Source organism: Acidiluteibacter sp. (genome assembly GCF_055129545.1).
In genome coordinates, this window is sequence record NZ_JBSRUB010000035.1 from 1 (window position 1) to 21,979 (window position 21,979).

Sequence of the window (21,979 nt, forward strand, 5' to 3'; positions counted from 1 at the left end):
TTGGAGAGATAATTGAATCCATTTGTGCATTCACACCAACGGTATCGTATACTCTAAAGTCATCAATAGCAACATCTCCATTAAAAGAAGCTCCTTTTATGGTCCAGAATCTGAATGAAGTGACACCCATTCCTTGGTAGGCACTTAAATCCAGACTTCTCAATCTAAAGGTATCTGCATTGGTTGATTGTTGTTGACCGATGATGGTGTCAATTTGAATCCATCTTCCTGCTGAGTCTATCTCTAGACCTAAAGCAACTATATCTGCTCCATACATGTGGTACCAATAATCAAGTCGTGTTGAGCTATTCGCTCCATTTACTGGAGTGATGTCAATACAAGTAGACTCTAAATAAATGGTATCTCCTACTGTTCCTGAAGAGGCTTCAGAATAAACATAAGAACCACTACCGGTATGATCAGCTGTCGGTCCTGTCGAAGTAGAAGAAGTTGTTGACGTTTCTGCTTGCCATCTGAATGCTCCTGCATCTATCGGAGTCCATTTTATTGTAGAATAGTTACCGAATGCGCCATCAGGCAATAAATCAAATGTCTGTAGGTACGGATTTGTGCTTGCTGCAATATTTGTAAAAGTTACAGCTGCAGTGTCATTAAATGGTAAAGCATCACCTACTACTGCAGACCAAACTTTAATATCATACTGAACTGTATTTAATAAATTAGCAACTGTAGTATATTCGTACAACTTTTTATCTCCAGGAAACAAGGTATCTGTAAATGTTTCTGGAGTAATTGCTACCCCATTCACACTGTATGCTACAGGGAAATTAGTTAAGGTATCAGTACCTAAATTTTCAAATCTTCCTGCGATTACTTCAGTTGCAGATAAACCACATCCTACTAGAGGACGAGTCACTTCCATTGCTTTTACATCAATAGCCGGTGACTCATAAATTTGTACATTATCAAATGCAAACCCTTCATCCATAACCGAACCGTCTGATCCGAAAGCTATTCTAAAGATTACTCCAGATTGACCTCCTAATCCAGTTAATGCATGAGTTGCATTTACCCAACCATTACTACCATTAGTTGTGGAAGTTCTACCTGTCCAACCTTCGCCTGATGGCTCTAGTATTGTAGTTCCTGAATTTAATCCGTTAATAGAATTATCATTGTACCAGTTGTTTGGATCGCCAATTGCACCAATTTTTTGCCAAGTGGTTCCGCCATCAATTGAGGATTGAAGTACAGCTCCATCCCAAGAGAATTCAGAATTCCAGTAAACATCCATAGATATTATTGGTGCAACTAAAGTGGTAAAATCTAAACATGGTGATTTAACATACCCTTCTTCATTAGCTAAGTAATTTCCTGTTAAGTTAGTTACCCATGCTTGAGTTCCATTAGATGCTGAATTAATTACAGATCCCGCAGGAGTTCCTAAAGCAAAACTAGATGTTCCTCCATCGACTGTCCATCCACCAGCTCCGGTTTCAAAACTTTGAGTGTATGGAAATCCAGATATTACAGGAATATTTACAAGATTTCTAAAGATTGTATCATTTGTTGGTACGTTATCTCCTGCTATGTTCACAAAAACATCAATTGTATGAGGACCTAAAACTGATAAATCAGCTGTAGCAGTAAACGTATATGTTTGTGTTGCAGACACAGCCAATGGACCGGCTATATTCTCAATTACAAATGTGCCGCCATCTACAGAGAATCCTACTGTAAAGTTTGATGCTGCCTGTTGTCCAGAATTTAAGATGTCAATTGTTACTGCTTCTGCATTTGTTAACCCACATCCTGATGTAGGAGAAGTTAATGCTGTTAAGCCCAACTCAAAAGTTGGTGAAGTAAATTCATCTGCTCCTATATCTACAGTTGTAGCACCAGTTGCAGGACGAACATCACCATCAATGTCAGTCAATATACCTACTGTATTGTCTCCAGCATCACTTGCAGCTCCACTAATCACATGAAGATCTGTCGGAAAGTTTACGAATTGAGGTACTGCTTCAAATGAATTGGTATTAAAACTAGGGTTTGCAGTTACATATGCATTCAAATCTGCGTAAGTAGTGCTATTCATTGATAACAATGAAGTTCCAGTAGTACTGTACACATTATTGTCCATCTGATTCAAAAATCCATCTGCAATATTTGTTCTTAAAGCAAATGAACCGCCTGAATACAATATGTTGTTTCGCATATCATAATTGGCAATCGCTGTTGCTGTATTTGAATAGATCTGAACTGCAGGAACCGTGGTACTGTTCGATACCACAGTATTGTGATAGATATTGGTACTATCAATGTAATACATATACAATCCGTAATCATTGGCTGAATAAATCATGTTGTTGATGACTTCATTCTTTCTAGTTTGTGGAAAGTAATGACTAAAATCATAGAAATATACACCATAATCTAACACTGAAATCTTATTCTCATTAAACTTAAAGTTTGGAGTATAATAAACATAAGCACCATCGGCATTTACATTTCCTCTGGCAATCATATCTACTTCATTACCGATAAATTCTACTGAATCGTTGTAATAAAAATAAGCACCATAATAGTATTGATCTCTAAATTCATTGTTCATCACTACTGTTCCTACTACAGGGGTAGCTGTTGAACCATAAGCTCTAATCCCATAATATCCACCGACAACTACATTGTTCGAAAATGTGTTGTAATTGGCGATCGCTCCTGTTGAGTGACTTGAAGATGCTCCCGAAACTGAAATGGCATAGATTCCACTTAAAGTTGTTGTGGCATCTACATTGATAATACAATTAGAAACCGTGTTGTGGTTTGCATTTGCAACAATTACTCCTGAACCTGCCGTTCCAACATATTCTAATGTCATGTTCTTAACCGTTACATAATCCACTCTTGACAATGTCAAGGCAGCAAAATCAATACCAGTAGCCGAAATGATTGTCGTAGAAGAATCACCTCCATCAATGGTCAACGTGTTAATTGCATTAGACCCATCAATATTCGTAAGTTCTAATGCGTCGGTGTATACTCCTGCTGCAACATTTACTGTTGTTGGGCCACACAATCCATAATTAGACAACTGTTGAGACAATAAGGAGAAGGAAGTAAAGTTACTTGCACTTGGAGCCAAATTAGGATCCACTGTATAAGTTCCTGCTAACCCTGTTCGTAATCCATTAAATGCTAATGTATCATCAACATTAATTGGATCTACCATTCCATTCGGTTCTTTAGTATAAAACTTAATGTCATAAGAAGAAGTAGAATTAAAGGTTACTGAACCCAATGTTACGGATGCAGTATCTCCTGGTTGAATAGCAGTGTTATAAAGCACTGAATCTAAAACTCCATTCACTTCCCACATTACTTTTACATTGTTCAACACATTCGAGCCAAAATTCTTAACTCCAACAATCGGTGCAACAGTACCCGCACACAAAGCTCCAGAAGGACTTTGAACTTCAACTACACCTGCATTTAAAGGAGCTACAATACTCAATCGAATGTCATCAATGGACATATCACTAGTGTAAGAACTTCCTCTTATCCCAGTAAAACGAAGTACTACTGATTTACCTTGATAACCTACCAGGTTCAAGCTAGCCAATCTCCAAGGATCACTACCTGCCGACTGTTGCTGACCTGAGTATGAAATTAACAAATCAGACACTCCATTGGTGTCTGCATAAACCTTAAGGTCTCCCATCGTTGCTCCATACATGTGGTAGTAGAATTCTAATAGAACATTAGTAAACGCAGAATCGATATAGATTGGTGGACTTACCATATCCACACTATCTCCAAGACTTCCAGAAGAGGTCTCTAAATAAAGATACATTCCACCGCTAGTTGAAGGGGTCGTATTGTCATAAAAAGGACCGGTAGCAGTTGAATTCTCATTAGCTCCAGTTGCATCCTCAGACTCCCATCTCAATCCTGATGAGGTCGATGAAGACCAACCTTTAGGCCAAGGATTACCACCAATTCCAGCTGTAAACGTTTCAAAATCTTCAAAATAAGGAACTCCATAGGCTGTATTAAAAGTAACAGGTCCTACCCAAGCTGAAACATCTCCTGATCCACAGTTGGATCGAGCGTAAACATCATAAGTTGTACTTGCTGACAAACCAGTAATGGTAAATAAGGATGTTGGTGAAGAGCCTAATGTACCTGTACTTTGTGCAAATCCTAATTGACCAAATTCGTATTCAACAGTACCTGCCCCACCTACTGCGTCTATCGTTGCAGAGTTTAACGTCGCGCTTAAAACATTTACAGATGTTGGTGGAGTTGCAGTTGTAATATTCACAGCAACTGTATCATTTACATTAGTTGTATCTGCAACACCATTAGGCATAGAAGTATATACCTTAACAGTATTAGTACCAGCAATAAAGTTTGCAGAACCTAACATTACTTGTGCAAAATTTGGATTTACTCCATTTAAAGTATCTAACAACTGGGTATATGACAAAGGAGTTTGTGCAACTCCATTCACTTCCCAGTTCACAGTTACAGAATTAATTTGATTACTTCCAAAGTTAGCAATCGTTGCATATACGGGCTGAGAGCCAGAGCAAAGAACGGTGGGTGAATCTACTGAAAGAACAGAAGCGTCATTACCACCACCTATCAATGTATACTTAACGCCACCATTAAATTGTCTTGGATGATTCCCCGGCACAGGCGCAGCTCCACCATATCCAACCAAGTCTCCCGTTTCAATGGTAATAATTCCATCAGTAAATGTACCAAGCGGTGGCGGAATAGGTGTACTCCCTGAATTACTATACACGGCTGCTGCTCCTATATTTCCATTAACAAAGAACCGATAATTAACACCAGGCAGGATTGTTAATCCAATGTTTAATGGAATTGGTACAATTGACCCTGTTCCACTTGCTACAGGAACTGTGGCTTGCCCGATTTGAGTCCAGCCAGTTGTAGCACTAATATTTGGAGAACCTGTTACATCTGTTGTAGAGTACCAAATATCAGTTAAACCAGCAGAACTAAATGAGTTAAAAATAGTATCAAGAATGATTGTTTGGTTCGAAGTCAGACCAAATGTTATACCTTGAGAACCATTACCACCGTTTAAAGGTGGAACTGTATTTAATTGAAATTGAGCATATCCAAAGGAGGAAATGCCAAACAACATTGCTAGAATTGAGGATTTTAATCCTTTGAAAACAGTTGTCTTATTCATATTGTTAGTTTAAATTAGAAATAATTAGTTAAAAATGTATTGTAAATTTAACCATTGTTTTAATTTTCTATGTACAAACACTTATTTTATTTTTAATGAAAATAAAAAAATCCTCTACAAAAAATTAACAAACAGTACAATACGGCTATAAAAAACAAAAAAAGAGGCCTCAAAATATTAATCTTGAGGCCTCTTGGAATCGTATAATTAAATAAACTTCCTTAGTTCACGATTAACTTTTTTGTTTCAATTGAATTCCCATTTGCTAACCTCACAAAGTAAACGCCTTTCTCAAACTGCGAAAGATCTAATACTCTTGTTGAAATCCCATTTTTTATAGTTACTATTTCAGTCAACACTTTCTGACCTTTTAGATCAATAATTGTTAATTCCATATTGTCAGCTTCCTCATTTTTAAATGAAACGGTTACACTACTATTTGCAGGGTTTGGAAATAATTCAAAGCTTGCTATCTTTTTACTATGATTTTCAATACTAGTAAATAAAGGAGAATTAATTCTAAAATTATCAATTGCAAATCCATCATTTTGATTCGTTCCATTAGACTTAAATACAAACCTAAATTTTACTTGACTTATTCCTCCAATTCCAGTAATCGTGTTTAAGACAGGAATGTAATTACCTACACCACCACTTGAAAACCCATCCCAAGCATTACTGGATGTATTATTGTAAAAATTGACTGAAAAAGAAGATTTCAATACTTTTGTCCATGTCAATCCATTATTTACTGACAATTCCATCCATACTTGATCTGAATCAGATTGAGTTTTAAATAAAGTCTCAAAAGTCATATCAAAATTATCAGTTGCCTGGAAGATTGACAAATCAAAACAGGGCGTTTCAATGTAGGACAATTCATTGGCATTGTGATTTCCAGCTGCTGATGTTACATAAGCATTCATCCCTCCCGCTGGCTTGTTGATGAAAAACGTACTTGGTGTGCCTATTTCCCAAGAGTTGTTGGTTCCATAAGTAATCCAATTATTTGTGGCTCCTTCAAAATCATTATAATAAAATGTAGCAGACTGATTTAATGCTTGTGCAAATCCACTATTAATAATAGAACGAAGTGTATCATTCAACAAATTTCCATCTCCGGGAACAGCAAAATAGACTTCCAAATCATAGCTTCCAACTGTTTGCAGATTAACTGTTGAAGAAAAAGTATAATTCAAACTAGAACCAGGTAATATTGTAGATGTCACTGTTTCAGTAACAGCGGCTGCTCCATTAAGAATATATGAGATTGGGAAATTAGAAATTGGGGATAAACCAACATTTTTAATATTTACTGTAACATTAGAAGTTGTTGACAATCCACAGTCTGAAACAGGAGAAATAATAGAATCAAGTGCTAGATTTACACCAACTGTATCAAATAAATGCACTTCATCTATGGCCATGTCACTATAAAAGCTAGACCCAGCTTCCCCAATAAATCTTATAATAATCGATTTTCCAGAATATCCATTTAACAACAACATAGTGTCTTTAAAAGAATCAGCTTGTGCAGCTTGTTGAGCACCTATTAGGGTTGCAATTGTATCTAGCACATTATTAGTATCAATTGCAACATAAAGGTTTCCCATAGTAGAACCAAACATATGATACGAATATTCTAACACTAGAGTATTTCCAGTAGTGGGAATAAAAATAGGTGGTGAGGATAGCGTATTTTTCTGTCCTAATGATGAAGGGGAGGACGTTTCTAAATACATATAGTTACCACCTGCGGTTGTAGGCATTGTAGCATCGAAAAAAGGCCCTGTTAATGCAGAGTTTGAATTTGCACCAGTGGACACTTCACTTTCCCATCTAGGGTTTGTAGTACCTGTACTTGACCAACCATTGGTAAAAGATGTACCCAATTGACCAGCTGTAAATGTTTCAAAATCTTCATGAAAAGGCACACTATTAGAGGTTCCGAAACTAAATGGACCAACCCATGGAGAAGTATCATTTGAACCACAATTTGAGCGCACATAAACATCGTATCTGGTTCCTGAATTTAGAGTTGATAAGGTAAACATAGAATTCGTTGTAGAACCAACAATCCCTGTTGACTGCACATACCCAGTTACTCCATACTCATAATCAACATTTCCTGAACCACCGGCAACAGCTACATCTGCAGAACTTAAAGTAATGTTTGTAAAACTAACTGTAGTTGGCGGTGATGCCGTGGTAGGACTTGCAATTATGGTATCATTGGAATTTACTGTATCAGCTACATTGTTCGGAGCTGAGGTATATACTTTCAAATTCGTTGACCCTGAATTAAACATTGCAGTTCCAAGTAAAACTTGAACTTCATTATTTCCGATCCCGTTTAATGTATCCAACAATTGAGTATAAACCAATGGAGTTTGAAGAATTCCATTTACTTCCCAATTTACAGTTACAGAACTTAATTGAGATGTACCTCTATTTGCAATTGTTGCATAAACTGATTGCATACCCGCACAAAAAACAGATGGAGAATCTACAGACAATACTGCTGCATCAATTGGTGCACTTGGTATATAATACGCCTGAATCTCCCTAAATGCTGGATTAGCACCTGAGATACTACTCATTCTTAACTTAGTAGTTGAAACTGTTGGGAAATTTATTGAGTCCTTATTTGCAGCCGTACCCGTAAAAGGCATTATTAATACATATTGGGAGCCGTCCCAATATTCAACATTAAGTGAGGTAAACATCCTAGTTGCTTTGTGAAAGACCAAACTATTAATTGATACTGAACTCGTCCATGTGTATTCAATAGATCCATTAGAACTTACCCACCCCCAAGGAGTTTGACCAAAAACAGCAATTACCCCATCGTTATAATTAGCCGCACTATAATTCCCTGTACTTGATACGGCTCCACCACCTGAATGACTAGATGTAGCGGTTAAAGCATGATTTGTTTGTGAAAATCCTAAAAAAGGAAGAATGATTAGAAGAACAGCATAACTCACGGCTCTCCATTTAAAAGAAGTAGTTGTATTCATGTCTAAAAAGGTTTAAATTATTAAAATTAAGGAGAGAAGTAGGCAGCTTACACTGCTTTCTACACCGAAAAATTACTTAATTTATCTCAATAAACATATTTTGCAAAAAAAATACACTTACTTATAGCACCTTAAATAGAAAGAGTAAAATATTAATATTTCTCTATAGAATTAAAATCGAGACTAAACAATAAGGCATCCATTTCTTTCTCAAAAATATGCAAACCGGGAGGTGCATCAGCCCTATCTACTACAACTTTTCGATTGTCTTCGTATTGAAAAGCCAATATTGTAGAAGGAACATCGGTCATGTTCGCATCATATCGATCATTCAATTTGAAAAAATTAATTTCTTTGCATTTCTGGATGATCAATTCCTTTTGCTCCAATGAAACTCTAGCTGAATAAAATCCAATTTTTTCGACATTTCTTTTACCATGATACTCCACATAACCGCTTTCATATACGGTAATAGAATACGTAGGGCATCTACCAAAGCAAGAAGTTCGTTCAATTCTAAATAACAATGAATCAACTAGACCTTTTACAGTTCTATTTTGCTGTTCTAAACTTTCTTGAGGAAACTGAGTAGAATCATTCTTTGCAACATTTGCATCTTCCGCTACAACTTCTTCTTCGACAGTCGCTACTTTTTTATCTGTAGATTTCTTTGAATTTTTACAGGCAAATAATACGGTGCAAGTGAATAGAATAAATAACGTTTTGATCCATGTTTTTCCTTCCATAATAATCGCTATAAATTTTGTTCAATTTACAATATAAGTAACAAACGTTTAAATCAACTATAAAAAGATTGACTTATTTCTTCTTTGAATTTCCTTTTATTTGCTGTTGTTGTTTTGCCATGTCCTCTAACTTCTGCTGAAACTTAGATTTCTTATTCGCTTTTGGACGCTTTTTATTGGCCTCCAATTTAGCTCTTATGGCATCCTCATTTATAAATACTTTCTGGATGATAAGCGTTTGAAGTAATGAGATTACGTTGGCCAAGAAATAATAATAACTCAAACCTGCAGGATAACTGTTGAAGAAAAACAACATCATCACTGGCATTAAATACATCATTATTTTCATCTGAGCAGCCATAGGTCCATCTGATGCAGCTCCCATACCACCCATTTGACTATTAAACTTGGTATAGAATGCTAGCGAAATGGCCATTAAAATAGTAAATAAACTAACGTGATCCCCATAGAAAGGAATTTCAAAACCTAGGTTAAAAATAGAGTCATAAGTTGATAAATCTGTTGCCCATAAAAACCCTTCCTGTCTCAATTCAATAGAAGCTGGAAAAAACTTAAACATCGCAATCAGAATAGGCATCTGAATCAGCATTGGTATACAACCAGCTAATGGATTCACTCCAGTTTGACGGTAAAGTGCCATTGTAGCCTGCTGCTTTTTCATAGCATCATCACCATGTTTGGCATTAATTTCTGCAATTTCAGGCTTTAATACTCTCATCTTAGCCCCAGACATATATGTTTTATAGGTAATGGGGAATAATACCAACTTTAAAAGTATAGTAAGTATTAAAATAATTATCCCATAGCTTAAGGAGGTACTATCTAAAGCATTAAACACAGGTATTACTGCATATTCATTGATCCAACCTAAAATGCCCCAACCTAAATCTATAATTTGTTCGAGTTCGATTCCATAAGTTTCTAACAAATCATGCTTATTTGGCCCTAGGAATAAAGACATCCCAAAAGTCTCTATATCACTACCACCAAAAGGAACACTTAAGCTCGTAGACATAGTCTTGATATACTTTGAAGTATCTGGTCGAGTTTCAGTTTCTCCATATGCATTGTATTTTGAAAATGCGCTTTTGGCAATTAAAGTAGTGTTAAAGAACTGCTGTTTCAAAGAAACCCATTTAATGTCAGCTTCAAAATTCTCTTTTTCATCACTGCGCTCAGAAATATAATCGACATCTTGATCAGAGAATTTGTAGTATAAAGTAGATTTATTCACTTGGTCTACTCTACTTTTCTCTAGTATTGGGGTATTCACTTTCCAATCCAATAATAATTCCGAAGTACGAGGTGCCATTACATCATTCAGACCTACCATGTTTAAGTCCAAATCAATCATATAATCATCCCCCTTTAGAGTGTAGACATACTCTAAATACTTTCCTGAGCCAGCATTCAGTCTAAAAGAAATCGACTTTTCTTGATCACCAGAAAGTGTAAATCCATCGCTATTAGCCTCAAAGTTCAATTCTTCTGTAACAATATTCTTATTGTTTCTAGTAAAGAAGTTCAACCCAAAACGAGAAGATCCATCCATTAAAATCAATGGCAAGGAGTCATACGTTTGGTAGCCTTTTAATTCAGCTGTTTTTATTCGACCACCTTTTGAGGAAAAAACCAACCTAAGCAAATCGGTTTCGACGGTAATATCTTTACCCTCTGAAATCGCAGCATCAGTAAAAACGCCATACGTTTGAGACATTTCAACTTGCTTCATTGAATCAGCAGTTAAAATAGCCATTGGGTCTATTATTTCTGTGGCTTCTTCTTTAATTTCAGTGGCCACATTTTTCTCATTACTCAATTCAGCCGCTGCATTTTCTTTTTGCACTAAAGCAATTGAATCATTGTAGCTTCTTGCCGCGTCTATCTGTTCTTGAGATGGTTGATTATAAACACCAAAGCCAATAATAATGGCTCCGATTATAAACAATCCAATTATTGAATTCTTATCCATTCTATTCTTATTTCTTATTTTTCAATGTAGCTTCAACAAAATCCACGAAGAGAGGATGAGGGTTTACTACTGTACTTTTATATTCAGGGTGAAATTGAACTCCTACAAACCAAGGATGATCAGCTACTTCTACAATTTCTACTAAACCTCCATTGGGATTAATTCCACTAGCTATCATTCCACTCTTCTCATAATCTGCCATATACTTGTTGTTAAACTCGTATCTATGGCGATGACGCTCAGAAATTAATTCAGAGTTGTATGCCTTGTATGCATGTGAACCTTTGGTTACAGCACAAGGATAAGCGCCTAAACGCATCGTGCCTCCTTTATTTGAGACGTGCTCTTGATCTTTCATTAAGTAAATGACAGGATCTTTCGTTTGTGGAGCCATTTCAGTGGAATGAGCATCCTTCAGACCAACTACATTTCGTCCAAATTCAATTACAGCACATTGCATTCCTAGGCAAATTCCTAAAAACGGGATCTTATTTTCTCTAGCGTATTTTACGGCAGTTATTTTTCCTTCAATTCCTCTTTCTCCAAACCCGGGAGCTACTATTACTCCGTCTAATTTACTTAAAATCGACTCGCAATTTTCTTCCGTAATCGACTCTGAATGAATCCACTTCACTTCGACTTTCGTCTTATTACTAACACCTGAGTGAATCAAAGACTCATTAATCGAAATGTATGAATCTTTCAATTCGATGTATTTTCCAATTAATCCAACGGTTACAGTTTGTTCAGGGTTTTTTAGGTCAGTTAGAAATGCCCTCCATTTTTCAAGTTTTGGAGTATTTCCATGTGGCATCTTTAATTTATCAAGTACCACTATGTCCAGTTCTTCAGCTTGCATTCTTAATGGAACCTCGTAAATAGTATCTACGTTTATAGATTCAATTACTGCCTCTTTTGAGATGTTGCAAAATAAAGCCACTTTGTGTTTGATGTCAGCAGTTAAATGATGTTCTGTTCTCAAAACCAACACATCTGCTTGCACTCCACTCTCCAATAGTTGTTTCACTGAATGCTGAGTAGGCTTTGTTTTTAATTCACCTGAAGATGCCAAATATGGCACCAAAGTTAAATGTATAACGATACAATCTACTTCCGGGTCCCATTTCAATTGTCTAACAGCCTCTATGTATGGCAAGGATTCAATATCACCTACGGTACCACCAATTTCTGTGATTACAATATCGTGCTTATTGTCTTGTCCTAAAATTTGAATTCTACGTTTGATTTCATCCGTAATGTGCGGAATTACCTGAACTGTTTTTCCTAAGAATTCACCTGCTCGTTCCTTATTGATAACGGATTGGTAAATACGACCAGTAGTCACATTATTCCCTTGAGAAGTAGGTACATTCAAATATCTTTCATAGTGTCCTAAATCCAGATCCGTTTCGGCACCATCCTCAGTGACAAAGCATTCACCATGCTCGTATGGATTTAGCGTACCTGGATCTACATTAATATATGGATCTAATTTTTGGATGGTAACAGAATAACCTCTCGCTTGAAGCAACTTTGCCAATGAGGCAGAAATAATACCTTTTCCTAAGGAAGATGTAACGCCTCCGGTAACGAAGACATACTTAGTGGACGATGCCATAGAGCAAATGATTTACAGTTTAAATATGAAAAAACTGTGGGCAAAATTACGATAATTAAAGCGCCTTTGAAACTAAAAAGAACGAAAATCTATCCTTTTTATTAGAAGGTCAAACTAACACCGACACTAGGTAAAATTGGCAATTGATCCTTTCTCGCTGAAGTCACTCGATTGACATAAAAAATATTCTTTCTGTCGTATACGTTGGTCACACTTGCAGTAGCTTCAAGAATAGAATTTTTAGAGATGACGAACTTTTTCTTCAAACTAATATCCAATCTATGGTAATATGGCAATCGGCCACCACTTAATTGACCGTACTGAATACCCAGCTCACCATTTTGATTGACATAATCTGTACTAATCCCATTTGCGAAGGTATTTTGCTCATAAAATGCTGAAGTTTGGGTAAATGGAAATCCAGAACCTAAATTCCATCTTGCATCAAACGACCAATCTCTATCCTCTCCAAAAGCATAACTACCCACTAAATTCACATTATGTCTTCTATCAAATACAGGAGCGTACTCCTGAATCCCATCCCACCTGGTTACTTTTCCTAATGAATAGACAGCCCATAAACTTATCTGTTTCTTTTCATACTTAAAAACAATATCCACTCCATATGCATCTCCAGTTTCCACTATATATTTCGATCGAAAAACTTCATCTACATATTTTTCATCACCTATTTGGTTATAAGGAGCTATATCTTCTCTCACTTGATTTCTATTCAGATTAGTCAATTGGGTGAATCGCTTTAAATACCCTTCTACATTTACATTCAAATTACGCGTAATATCATACTCAAATCCAAGTATGAAATGTTGGGCTTTCTGAAGACTGCTATTGATCTTTTTTATGTCGCCATCTTGAGTCACTAAATTGTCTTGCAAATCCTGAGGACCTGAAAGGAATCCGTAAAATAAATTTACAATATCTCGATCTGAACTAGCGGACATTAAATTCTGTGCATACAATCCACTTGCAAACTTAAATCTCAATTTATCTGTTGCATTATACTTAAGCCCCAATCGTGGTTCAGGAGACAATTCGCTTAACGAAGCAAAGTAATGCAACCTCAAACCTGGCTCTATTACAAATCGACCCTTATTAATCGTATAGGTAAAGTAACCTGCTATCTCAGTTGTATTCTCTGCTTGACTAACTTTAATATTACTTTGGTTGACAAAAGAAAAATCAGTGTTAAATCCATTGATTTCAAAACCATACTTAGATTCATTCGACCCACTAAAGGAGGTAAAATTCATACCCATATTAAATCCTTTAATTAAACTACTTCGGTCAGTCAAACCACCTTCAAAATTATTTTCATCAATACCTGTTTCATATTTGGAGTATGCGAAAACCCCTTCCATTAACACTTGTGAACGAGCAGGAATTAATACAAAGTTAGCTCCCAGTCCAACTGAATTCCAATCAATTTTTGCTAAACTTGGATAATCTACTTGATCTTTAAAGTTAAACCCAAATAAGTTAATCTTAGAACCATTATCTGCATTCAATGAAACCTTTCCATATAAATCGGTAAATGTATATGGTAATCCATCAGAATCTAAGTTATTGTATAGCAATTCTGAAGATTTATCGATGTATGAACTTTTCGCAGAAATAAGAAAAGAACTACTTCCTCCTCCGGTTTCCGATTGCTTTTTTAACGGTCCTTCGATCAAAGCCTTTGCTCCAAAAGTAGTAGCCGATACTTTTCCCGCCAATCGTTTTTTATTTCCATCTCGTGTAGTAATGTCCATAATTGAAGAAATACGACCACCGTATTCAGCACCATAGCCTCCGGTATAAACATCAGCATTTCGCATAATATCTGTGTCAAAAACAGAGAATAACCCAATGGAATGAAAAGGGTTGTATATAATCATTCCATCCAACAACACCTTATTCTGAACAGGCGAACCTCCTCGTATATACAATTGTCCTCCTTGATCTCCAGTAAAAACTACTCCAGGCAACACTTGTAAGTATTGCGCTAAATCAGGCTCTCCACCAATGGAAGGCATTTTCTTTATTTCTTTAGGGGTCAATTTAGTGACAGACATTTTTACTGTATTCTGCGACTCAATTTTATCAGCAGAAATAATAACGTCATCTAAGTTTACACTTGATTCAGCAATATAGAATTTCCTATTTTCAATGCCATTCTCCTTCAACTCTACCACCGCAGTAGAAGTTTCATAACCTAAAGATGTTGCTATAACTGTATAGGTTCCTGCAGGAAGATTTGTAATACTGAAGTATCCATTCTGATCAGTTGGCGCTCCGTATGTGGTACCTTTTAAAACTACATTGGTAAAAATGATAGGCTCACCAGTTGCTTTATCATATACAAATCCGCGAATGTTACCATCTTGGGCAAACAGAGAAGAACTAAAAAATAAAAAGCTGATGACAAAAAATGAAAATATATTTCGCATTGAAATGGTGGTATTTTTTTTAAGAAGTCAAATATAAGAGAATTGAAAGGTAATTTCGTGCACTAGACACAAGTTGTAAAAAAATGTTGCCTAATGCAGTATTTTAAATAGCATTTCTTTCAGTACTTCTCCATTTCTCATATTAGAAGCTCCGATTCCTTTTGAACGCAAATCGGCTTCATATATATGATTCACAGCCGCTACAGCTCGTCTGATATCATAATTTTTTGAGGCCAACACGTAATCTTTCACGAAAAATGGATTTATTTTCAATTCAGCAGCTGCATTTCTAGAAGATTTATCTGTCAAGTATAAATATTTGATAAGCTGTGAGAAGTACTTGTAAATAGACGGAATAATCATGGGGAGTGGAAATGCCTTTTCATTTGCAGCAAAATGACTTATAATTAAATTACAACGTGCAATATCCCTATTCCCAATGGCATTGTTTAATTCAAATACATTAAAATCCTTACTTATCCCAATGCATTTCTCTACACTATCTTCATTTATTGTTGCTCCTTTTTGTTCAGAAATGATCAATTTATCCAGTTCATTTTCCAACCTTGACAAATTGGTTCCAATGGATTCTGCGACTAAAAATTTGGCCTTTTCAGTGATAAAATAGCCCTTCGATTTTAAATAGTCTTGAATCCATTGTCCAACTTGATTGTCATAAATGGGCTTGGATTCAAAAGTGACCCCTATTTTTGCAGCGGCCTTAAAGACCTTTTTTCTACTGTCAAACTTTTTGTGTTTTACGCACAAAACCAAAATAGTAGACTCCAATGGCTGAGCAAGGTATTCTTCCAAAAAATCAAATGCCTTAATATTTTGAGCTTCTTTCACGATCACTACATTGTGATTGGCCATCATAGGGTATCGCCTGGATTCGGCAACAATTGTAGCATCATCTGTTTCCAATCCATACAAAACGGTTTGATTAAACTCCTTCTCATTTTCATCTAAAACACTCGATTCAAGCAAATCAGAAATTAAATCAATGTAATATTCTTCTTCTCCATGTAAAAAGTAAATGGGGTAATATACTTTTCGTTTAATATCTGCAATAATTTGAGTGAATGTCATAGAAGAATCTGTTTACTTTTGCTGATAGAATGATGAAAAAATTAAATCTTCCGGATTATAATTTTCGACTAAAAACCGAAGACAAAAAAACTAAAATTTTCGATAGCATTCGAAGAAAATACCTTGTATTAACACCTGAAGAATGGGTCAGACAAAACCTCATTCAATACCTCATTCACGAAAAGAATTATCCAGCTGGTTTAATTGGTGTAGAAAAGAGTTTAACTCAAAATGGATTAAAAAGAAGGTCTGATATTATCTTGTACGACCGGAATCAACGTGCTTTATTACTCGTAGAATGTAAGGCGCCAGAAGTGTCTATTTCTCAGGCTACCTTTGATCAAATTAGCAGATATAACATCCACTACAAAGTTCCTTATTTATTAGTGAGCAATGGATTGCAACACTATGTTTGTCAGATTAATTTTGAAACGCAAGCATATAGTTTCTTGGAAGAAGTTCCAGATTACATACAACTCTTACAAATTGATTAACTTTACGTTTATTCAATTTCTATGAAATTATACCTTACTATTCTATTCATTTTTGTTGCCTCGATGAGTTCATTTGCTCAAAATGAAAAGACATTGATCAATATTCAATTGGATGAATACTTAAAAACGGTATCAAAGAACTCAACGGTTCACTTATTATTAAAGGCAAAGAATACTGAGATAGAAGATCAAATCCATGAACTTGATGGGAAAATTAAAGTAAAATCCGGTTTAAATTATTCCATTAGTATTTCGGCTGAACATGTGCGGCAATTGGCTCTTTCAAAATCTCTTTTACAAATCGACTTTTCATTAGCACAAGCACATTTGATGAATGACACTATGTTGATCAACAATAATGTGGTTAAAATACATCAATCTTTTCCACCCCTGAAGCAAAAATTTGATGGTGAGGGAACCATTATAGGAATTATCGACAGCGGAATCGACTTTAATCATCCAGATTTTAAAGACAGTCTAGGAAACACAAGAGTGTTGGCAATCTGGGATCAGAATTTAACTACAAACGCGAATACACCATCGAGATATGGCTACGGTCAAGCTTTTGACAGCGCAGCTATTAATTCCAACAACTGTCCACACGATGACCCTTCTAACCAATTTGGACATGGAAGTATGGTATCAGGAGCTGCGGCATCGAATGGATTAGCGACAGGTAACTTTAAGGGTGTGGCCCCAAATGCAAATATCGTAGTAGTAGCGAGTAATTTTGGTTCCTCCAACTTTTTAGCTTCCATAGCTGATGCAACGGACTTTATTTACAGAATAGCTGATAGCCTGGGAAAACCTTGTGTGATTAATGCGAGCCTTGGAACTTATGTTGGGTCGCACGATGGTAAGGATGTTGCTGCCCAAATCATAGATGGATTAATTAAAGCAAAAAGAGGACGTGCTTTTGTAGCCGCCAATGGAAATGCTGGTGACCAAAATTTTCATTTGGGATATCAAGTGAATGCTGACACCAACTTTACTTGGTTTAAACCTGTTAGCAATGTTTTTAATCCATACTTACATTTCAGATTATATGCAGATTCAGCTGATTTTGTAAATGTAAATTACAGCATTGGAGCAGATAAAATGGTTCCAAATCCAACATTTAGGGGTCGCATCCCTTTTCGAAGTATCCAAGGAAACTTGAACACTTATTTGTATGACACTATTTTCAGTCCTTCGAATAATGCTGTGATTACTGAAATTAGAACCTATGCCGAGAAGGTAGATGGCGTATACATGTTGGAGGTTTTTATGAATCGACCGGACTCATTGACTTACAATTACCGATTTGAAGCTACAGGTTCTGGAAAGTTTGATTGTTGGTCATCCAATAGCTTGATGCCCTCTTCAGATATGGTTTACTCCAACCTACCAACCATAGTACAGTTTCCTGCAATTGCAAATTATAAACGACCTGACACTTTGCAGACAATGGTGAGCAGCTTCACGTGCTTGCCAAGTGTAATCAGTGTAGGAAATTATCAAAATAGAAAGAAATACAGAGCAGTTAATAATGTCATCCAAACAATGCCTGGAACACCAGGTCGCATTTCTACAAAATCTAGTTTGGGTCCAAATCGTTTGGGAGTAACTAAACCTGACATTTCCGCTTCTGGCGATTATATGTTGTCTGCGGGCAGAATAGCAACTATGCAAGCTTCTATTAGCGCTGACCCTACAAAAATATCAGCGGATTCCATGCACATGAGAAACGGAGGAACTTCTATGGCAAGCCCCGTAGTGGCAGGAATCGTAGCTTTATACCTGCAAAAATGCCCCAATGCCTCATACGCAGAGATCAATCAAGCCATTCTCAATCAGGCCAAAAGTGATGCATTTACAGGTGTGGTTCCAAACTATAAATATGGTTTTGGAAAAGTAGACGGATATAATGTGCTTATTAATTCCATTCAAAAACCACAAATTTCGCCCATTACTTTACAAAATTTATGCATGGGTGATACTGCTATATTATTTTTGAACTCAACAAATTATTCAAAATACCTTTGGAGTAATTCCGACACCACAAGCTACTCTAATGCTTTCAATTCAGGCAAATATTATGTTGATGTTGAAAATATTCAAGGCTGTAAATCAACTTCTGATAGCATTTTATTGGCTTTCAAACCCTCTCCTCAAAAACCAAAATTAATTCAACACAATGACACCCTGCTATCAATCACATCTGGCCACTACAATTGGTATAAAGATGGTTTTAAAATAAATGGTGCCATCGACTCCTTTTTAGTAGTGAATCAGAATGGAAACTATTGGAATAGATTGATAAACCTTCAAACATCTTGCGGAAAAAATTCTGATTCAATCTATTATTCCATCACTGACTTAAAAGCATTGGAGGAAAATATTTCTCGGATTAAAATCTATCCAAATCCTGCAAAAGAATTTCTAATCATAGAAAACATACCTCAAAATACAACTGCCATTAATTTGTACAACCCAACGGGACAACACTTTCTATTAAATATAAATTCATCGAACAACAAAACCACTTTAAATACGTCTTCTATTAAAAATGGAGTGTACATCCTCAGTATCGAAACAACCGATGGAGTTTTCAACACTAAAATTATTATTCAATAGATGCGATTTTTATTAGTCATTTTCTTAGGATTTATTCTGCAATTTGAGGTCTCAGGGCAAAAATTCCAATCTGTATTTTATCCAGACGAGATTTCTACTACTTCTATAATTATCAAAGGAAACTTTGGTATCGATAAAAATGGAGCTATTGCAAATCCAGAATTAAATGATTTTTTGAGTCAGACAAGTGGAACATTGAATCAATTATTCCCCAATCAGAATTCGAATAAAACAGAAGGAAATTCGATTAATTTATCTAATATTTACCGCATAGATTACCCTTATAAAATTGACCCACTTACGTTAAGTAAACAAATAAGTAACTTTTCTCAAGTAGAATACGCTGAGCCAATGATCATTCCTAAATTGTGTTTTATGCCTTCGGATACTCGGCTGAGCGAACAATATCAGTTAGAAATCATAAAAGCATTTCAAGCTTGGGACATCGAAAAAGGCGATAGTAATGTTGTCATCGGAATTACGGATACTGGAGCTGATCTATATCACCCGGACCTCACCAACAAAATAGCTTACAATTACGATGACCCAATTAATGGAATTGATGATGATGGAGATGGATACATCGATAATTATTTTGGTTGGGATACCGGTGATAATGACAACAACCCATCGTCAGCGCTTACTTCAAGCCATGGCGATAATGTAGCAGGATTGGCTGCAGCTGAAACAAACAATGGTATTGGAGTAGCGGGTACTGGGTTTCTTTGTCGGTTTTTACCAATAAAAATTGAAGACACTACAGGACAGTTATCGGGTGCCTACCAAGGGATAGTTTATGCCGCAGATCAAGGTGTGGATATAATTAATTGCTCATGGGGTAGTTATTCTGCAAGTAACTTTGGAAATGACATTATCAATTATGCTACAAATAAAGGCAGCTTGGTTATTTGTGGTGCAGGAAATGATGGAAGAGATGCTAAATTTTACCCTTCTGCATACGAAAATGCAATGGCTATTGGGATGACTGATAGTTTTGATATAATCCGAAACAATTCCAACTACGGTAACCACATCGATATCCTGGCAGTTGGACAAGGAATGATAACTACAGCTCGAAATGGGCAATACAGTTATAACGGTGGCACAAGCATGGCAAGCCCTTTGGTTTCTGGAGCGGCAGCATTGGTAAAATCTCGTTACCCTAATTTTAAACCAATTCAAATTTCCGAGCACCTAAGAAATACAGCTGAAGACATATCAGTAAAACAACCCAATCAATATACAGGTAAAATAGGCGGCGGACGACTGAATATGTTTGCAGCAGTCAACAATCCCCTTAAACCCGGAGTGCGGGCAACGTTACTTTCAATCGTCGATGGAAACGACAGCGCATTTGTGACGGGAGACACACTGAGACTTTCACTAAATTTCATCAATTACTTGGCACCAGGCACTAACTTCACTGCTCAACTCTCCACTACAAGCCAATCCGTTCGGATACTCAAGGGGGCTCATACTATTGGCTCACTAAGTACTTTGGAAGAAAAAAACAATCAAAGTACACCCTTTTTAATCATCATAAATAATCGAGGTGTGAGTAAGGAACGAATCGACCTAAAAGTGACCATTCGTGAAAATAACTATACTAGAGACAATTGGTTTGAAACTACCATTAACGTTGATTTCATCAACTTTAAGAACAATGACATTTCGACTACTTTAACAAGTAATGGCAGGATTGGATTTAGTAATTTAAATGCCGGTGAGGGTCGAGGATTTATTTACAAAGATAATTTTGCTGCATTATATGAAGGCAGCTTCCTGATTGGGAATTCCAACACTGTTTCTGATGGATTTCGTGGTGAAAACCAACAAACTTCCGCTGATTTTAAAGTGGAAGAAACGGTTAAACAAGTCATACCTCAGAAAGCGAATCATGAGTTTCAAGGTATTTTTAGTGCATCAAATAATGCTGACTTTGAGGTGCAGCATAAAAGCTATTTCTACTCTCAAAATGCGGATCAAAACTTTGTAATACACGCTTATAAAATAATTGCAAAAGCTGATTTAAATGATTTTTATGCTAGTGCATTAGTTGACTGGGATATTATGGATTACAGTAAAAATAAATGCGAATATGATGCATCCAATAATCTAGCTTACAGCTATTCTACAGAAACTAATTCTCCTTATTTTGGCATTCAGTTGCTCTCACATAACACAGCAATCCCATTTGCAATAGACAACGTTAGTGGCGGCGGATCAGGTGCAATCGATGTAAGCAACGGTTTCAGCAAAACAGAAAAATTCAATGTCATTTCTACCTACAATCCGACTGCCGGAAATATTGGTGCGAATGGAAATGATATCTTATCTGTATTAAGTTATGGTCCCTTTTCCATTTCAAAAGATAGCAGTATAGTTGTGGCCTTTTCCCTTTCGGCCGCTGATAGCTTATCTGAATTGCAAAGTTTAGGAAGCGTTGCTAAAAATTTATACATCACTGATCAACTGGACAAATTTACAGTGAAACGTACACCACCAAAAACATATACTTTCAATTCTAACGTTTATCCAAATCCAGGAAATGGAATCATTACAATTGATTTCACACTTGAAAAAGACGGGATAGTTGAAATCAAATTACACAATGCACTAGGACAAGAAGTTTTTAGCCAGACTCAATATGGTTTTTATGATTACAATGCCGTTACTTTTAATGCCATTGAATTTGGACATGGTGTATATTTTTTAACCATAAAAGCTGATGGTAAGCAGAAACTTCATAAAATTGTGCTCAATTAATA

The 21,979-nt window shown here is 36.1% G+C and carries 9 protein-coding genes and 1 pseudogene; 3 read left to right on the forward strand and 7 right to left on the reverse strand.

Going from position 1 to position 21,979, the window contains the following annotated elements; all coding sequences use genetic code 11:
- From ACTB0X_RS16555 to holA, 7 genes and pseudogenes are all read right to left on the reverse strand, one after another.
- Window positions 1-5,185 (reverse strand): annotated as a pseudogene (locus ACTB0X_RS16555) (hypothetical protein); the annotation flags it as partial.
- A 221-nt stretch (window positions 5,186-5,406) separates the two neighbouring features.
- Window positions 5,407-8,205, reverse strand: coding sequence for a T9SS type A sorting domain-containing protein (locus tag ACTB0X_RS16560; RefSeq protein ID WP_463026148.1), 2,799 nt, complete (start codon window positions 8,203-8,205; stop codon window positions 5,407-5,409).
- A gap of 152 nt (window positions 8,206-8,357) precedes the next feature.
- Complete coding sequence (locus ACTB0X_RS16565; RefSeq protein WP_463026149.1) at window positions 8,358-8,951, reverse strand: DUF6438 domain-containing protein; 594 nt, start codon at window positions 8,949-8,951, stop codon at window positions 8,358-8,360.
- A gap of 73 nt (window positions 8,952-9,024) precedes the next feature.
- A complete protein-coding gene (yidC, locus tag ACTB0X_RS16570; RefSeq protein WP_463026150.1) occupies window positions 9,025-10,944 on the reverse strand; it encodes a membrane protein insertase YidC in 1,920 nt (639 codons plus the stop codon).
- A gap of 7 nt (window positions 10,945-10,951) precedes the next feature.
- Window positions 10,952-12,562, reverse strand: coding sequence for a CTP synthase (locus ACTB0X_RS16575; RefSeq protein WP_463026151.1), 1,611 nt, complete (start codon window positions 12,560-12,562; stop codon window positions 10,952-10,954).
- A gap of 101 nt (window positions 12,563-12,663) precedes the next feature.
- The gene (locus tag ACTB0X_RS16580; protein WP_463026152.1) at window positions 12,664-15,012 is read right to left on the reverse strand and encodes a TonB-dependent receptor; all 2,349 of its coding nucleotides are present in this window, start codon (window positions 15,010-15,012) and stop codon (window positions 12,664-12,666) included.
- A gap of 90 nt (window positions 15,013-15,102) precedes the next feature.
- The gene (gene holA, locus ACTB0X_RS16585) at window positions 15,103-16,101 is read right to left on the reverse strand and encodes a DNA polymerase III subunit delta (RefSeq protein ID WP_463026153.1); all 999 of its coding nucleotides are present in this window, start codon (window positions 16,099-16,101) and stop codon (window positions 15,103-15,105) included.
- A 32-nt stretch (window positions 16,102-16,133) separates the two neighbouring features.
- Between holA and ACTB0X_RS16590 the strand changes: the two genes are divergently transcribed.
- The 3 genes from ACTB0X_RS16590 to ACTB0X_RS16600 are packed head-to-tail and all read left to right on the forward strand — an operon-like array spanning window position 16,134 to window position 21,977.
- Window positions 16,134-16,595 (forward strand): type I restriction enzyme HsdR N-terminal domain-containing protein, encoded by a 462-nt coding sequence (locus ACTB0X_RS16590; protein ID WP_463026154.1) that lies wholly within the window; start codon window positions 16,134-16,136, stop codon window positions 16,593-16,595.
- Between the two features lie 21 nt (window positions 16,596-16,616).
- Window positions 16,617-19,211 (forward strand): S8 family peptidase, encoded by a 2,595-nt coding sequence (locus ACTB0X_RS16595; protein ID WP_463026155.1) that lies wholly within the window; start codon window positions 16,617-16,619, stop codon window positions 19,209-19,211.
- Window positions 19,212-21,977, forward strand: a complete 2,766-nt coding sequence (locus tag ACTB0X_RS16600; RefSeq protein ID WP_463026156.1) for a S8 family serine peptidase — start codon at window positions 19,212-19,214, stop codon at window positions 21,975-21,977. It abuts the gene before it with no gap.
- Window positions 21,978-21,979: the final 2 nt, after the last annotated feature.

Excerpts from the sequence above, each read along its gene's own strand:
- ACTB0X_RS16600 (WP_463026156.1), top strand. The coding sequence starts at position 19,212 with ATGCGATTTTTATTAGTCATTTTCTTAGGATTTATTCTGCAATTTGAG.
- ACTB0X_RS16595 (WP_463026155.1), top strand. The coding sequence starts at position 16,617 with ATGAAATTATACCTTACTATTCTATTCATTTTTGTTGCCTCGATGAGT.
- yidC (WP_463026150.1), bottom strand. The coding sequence starts at position 10,944 with ATGGATAAGAATTCAATAATTGGATTGTTTATAATCGGAGCCATTATT.
- ACTB0X_RS16590 (WP_463026154.1), top strand. The coding sequence starts at position 16,134 with ATGAAAAAATTAAATCTTCCGGATTATAATTTTCGACTAAAAACCGAA.
- ACTB0X_RS16565 (WP_463026149.1), bottom strand. The coding sequence starts at position 8,951 with ATGGAAGGAAAAACATGGATCAAAACGTTATTTATTCTATTCACTTGC.
- ACTB0X_RS16560 (WP_463026148.1), bottom strand. The coding sequence starts at position 8,205 with ATGAATACAACTACTTCTTTTAAATGGAGAGCCGTGAGTTATGCTGTT.
- ACTB0X_RS16575 (WP_463026151.1), bottom strand. The coding sequence starts at position 12,562 with ATGGCATCGTCCACTAAGTATGTCTTCGTTACCGGAGGCGTTACATCT.
- ACTB0X_RS16580 (WP_463026152.1), bottom strand. The coding sequence starts at position 15,012 with ATGCGAAATATATTTTCATTTTTTGTCATCAGCTTTTTATTTTTTAGT.
- holA (WP_463026153.1), bottom strand. The coding sequence starts at position 16,101 with ATGACATTCACTCAAATTATTGCAGATATTAAACGAAAAGTATATTAC.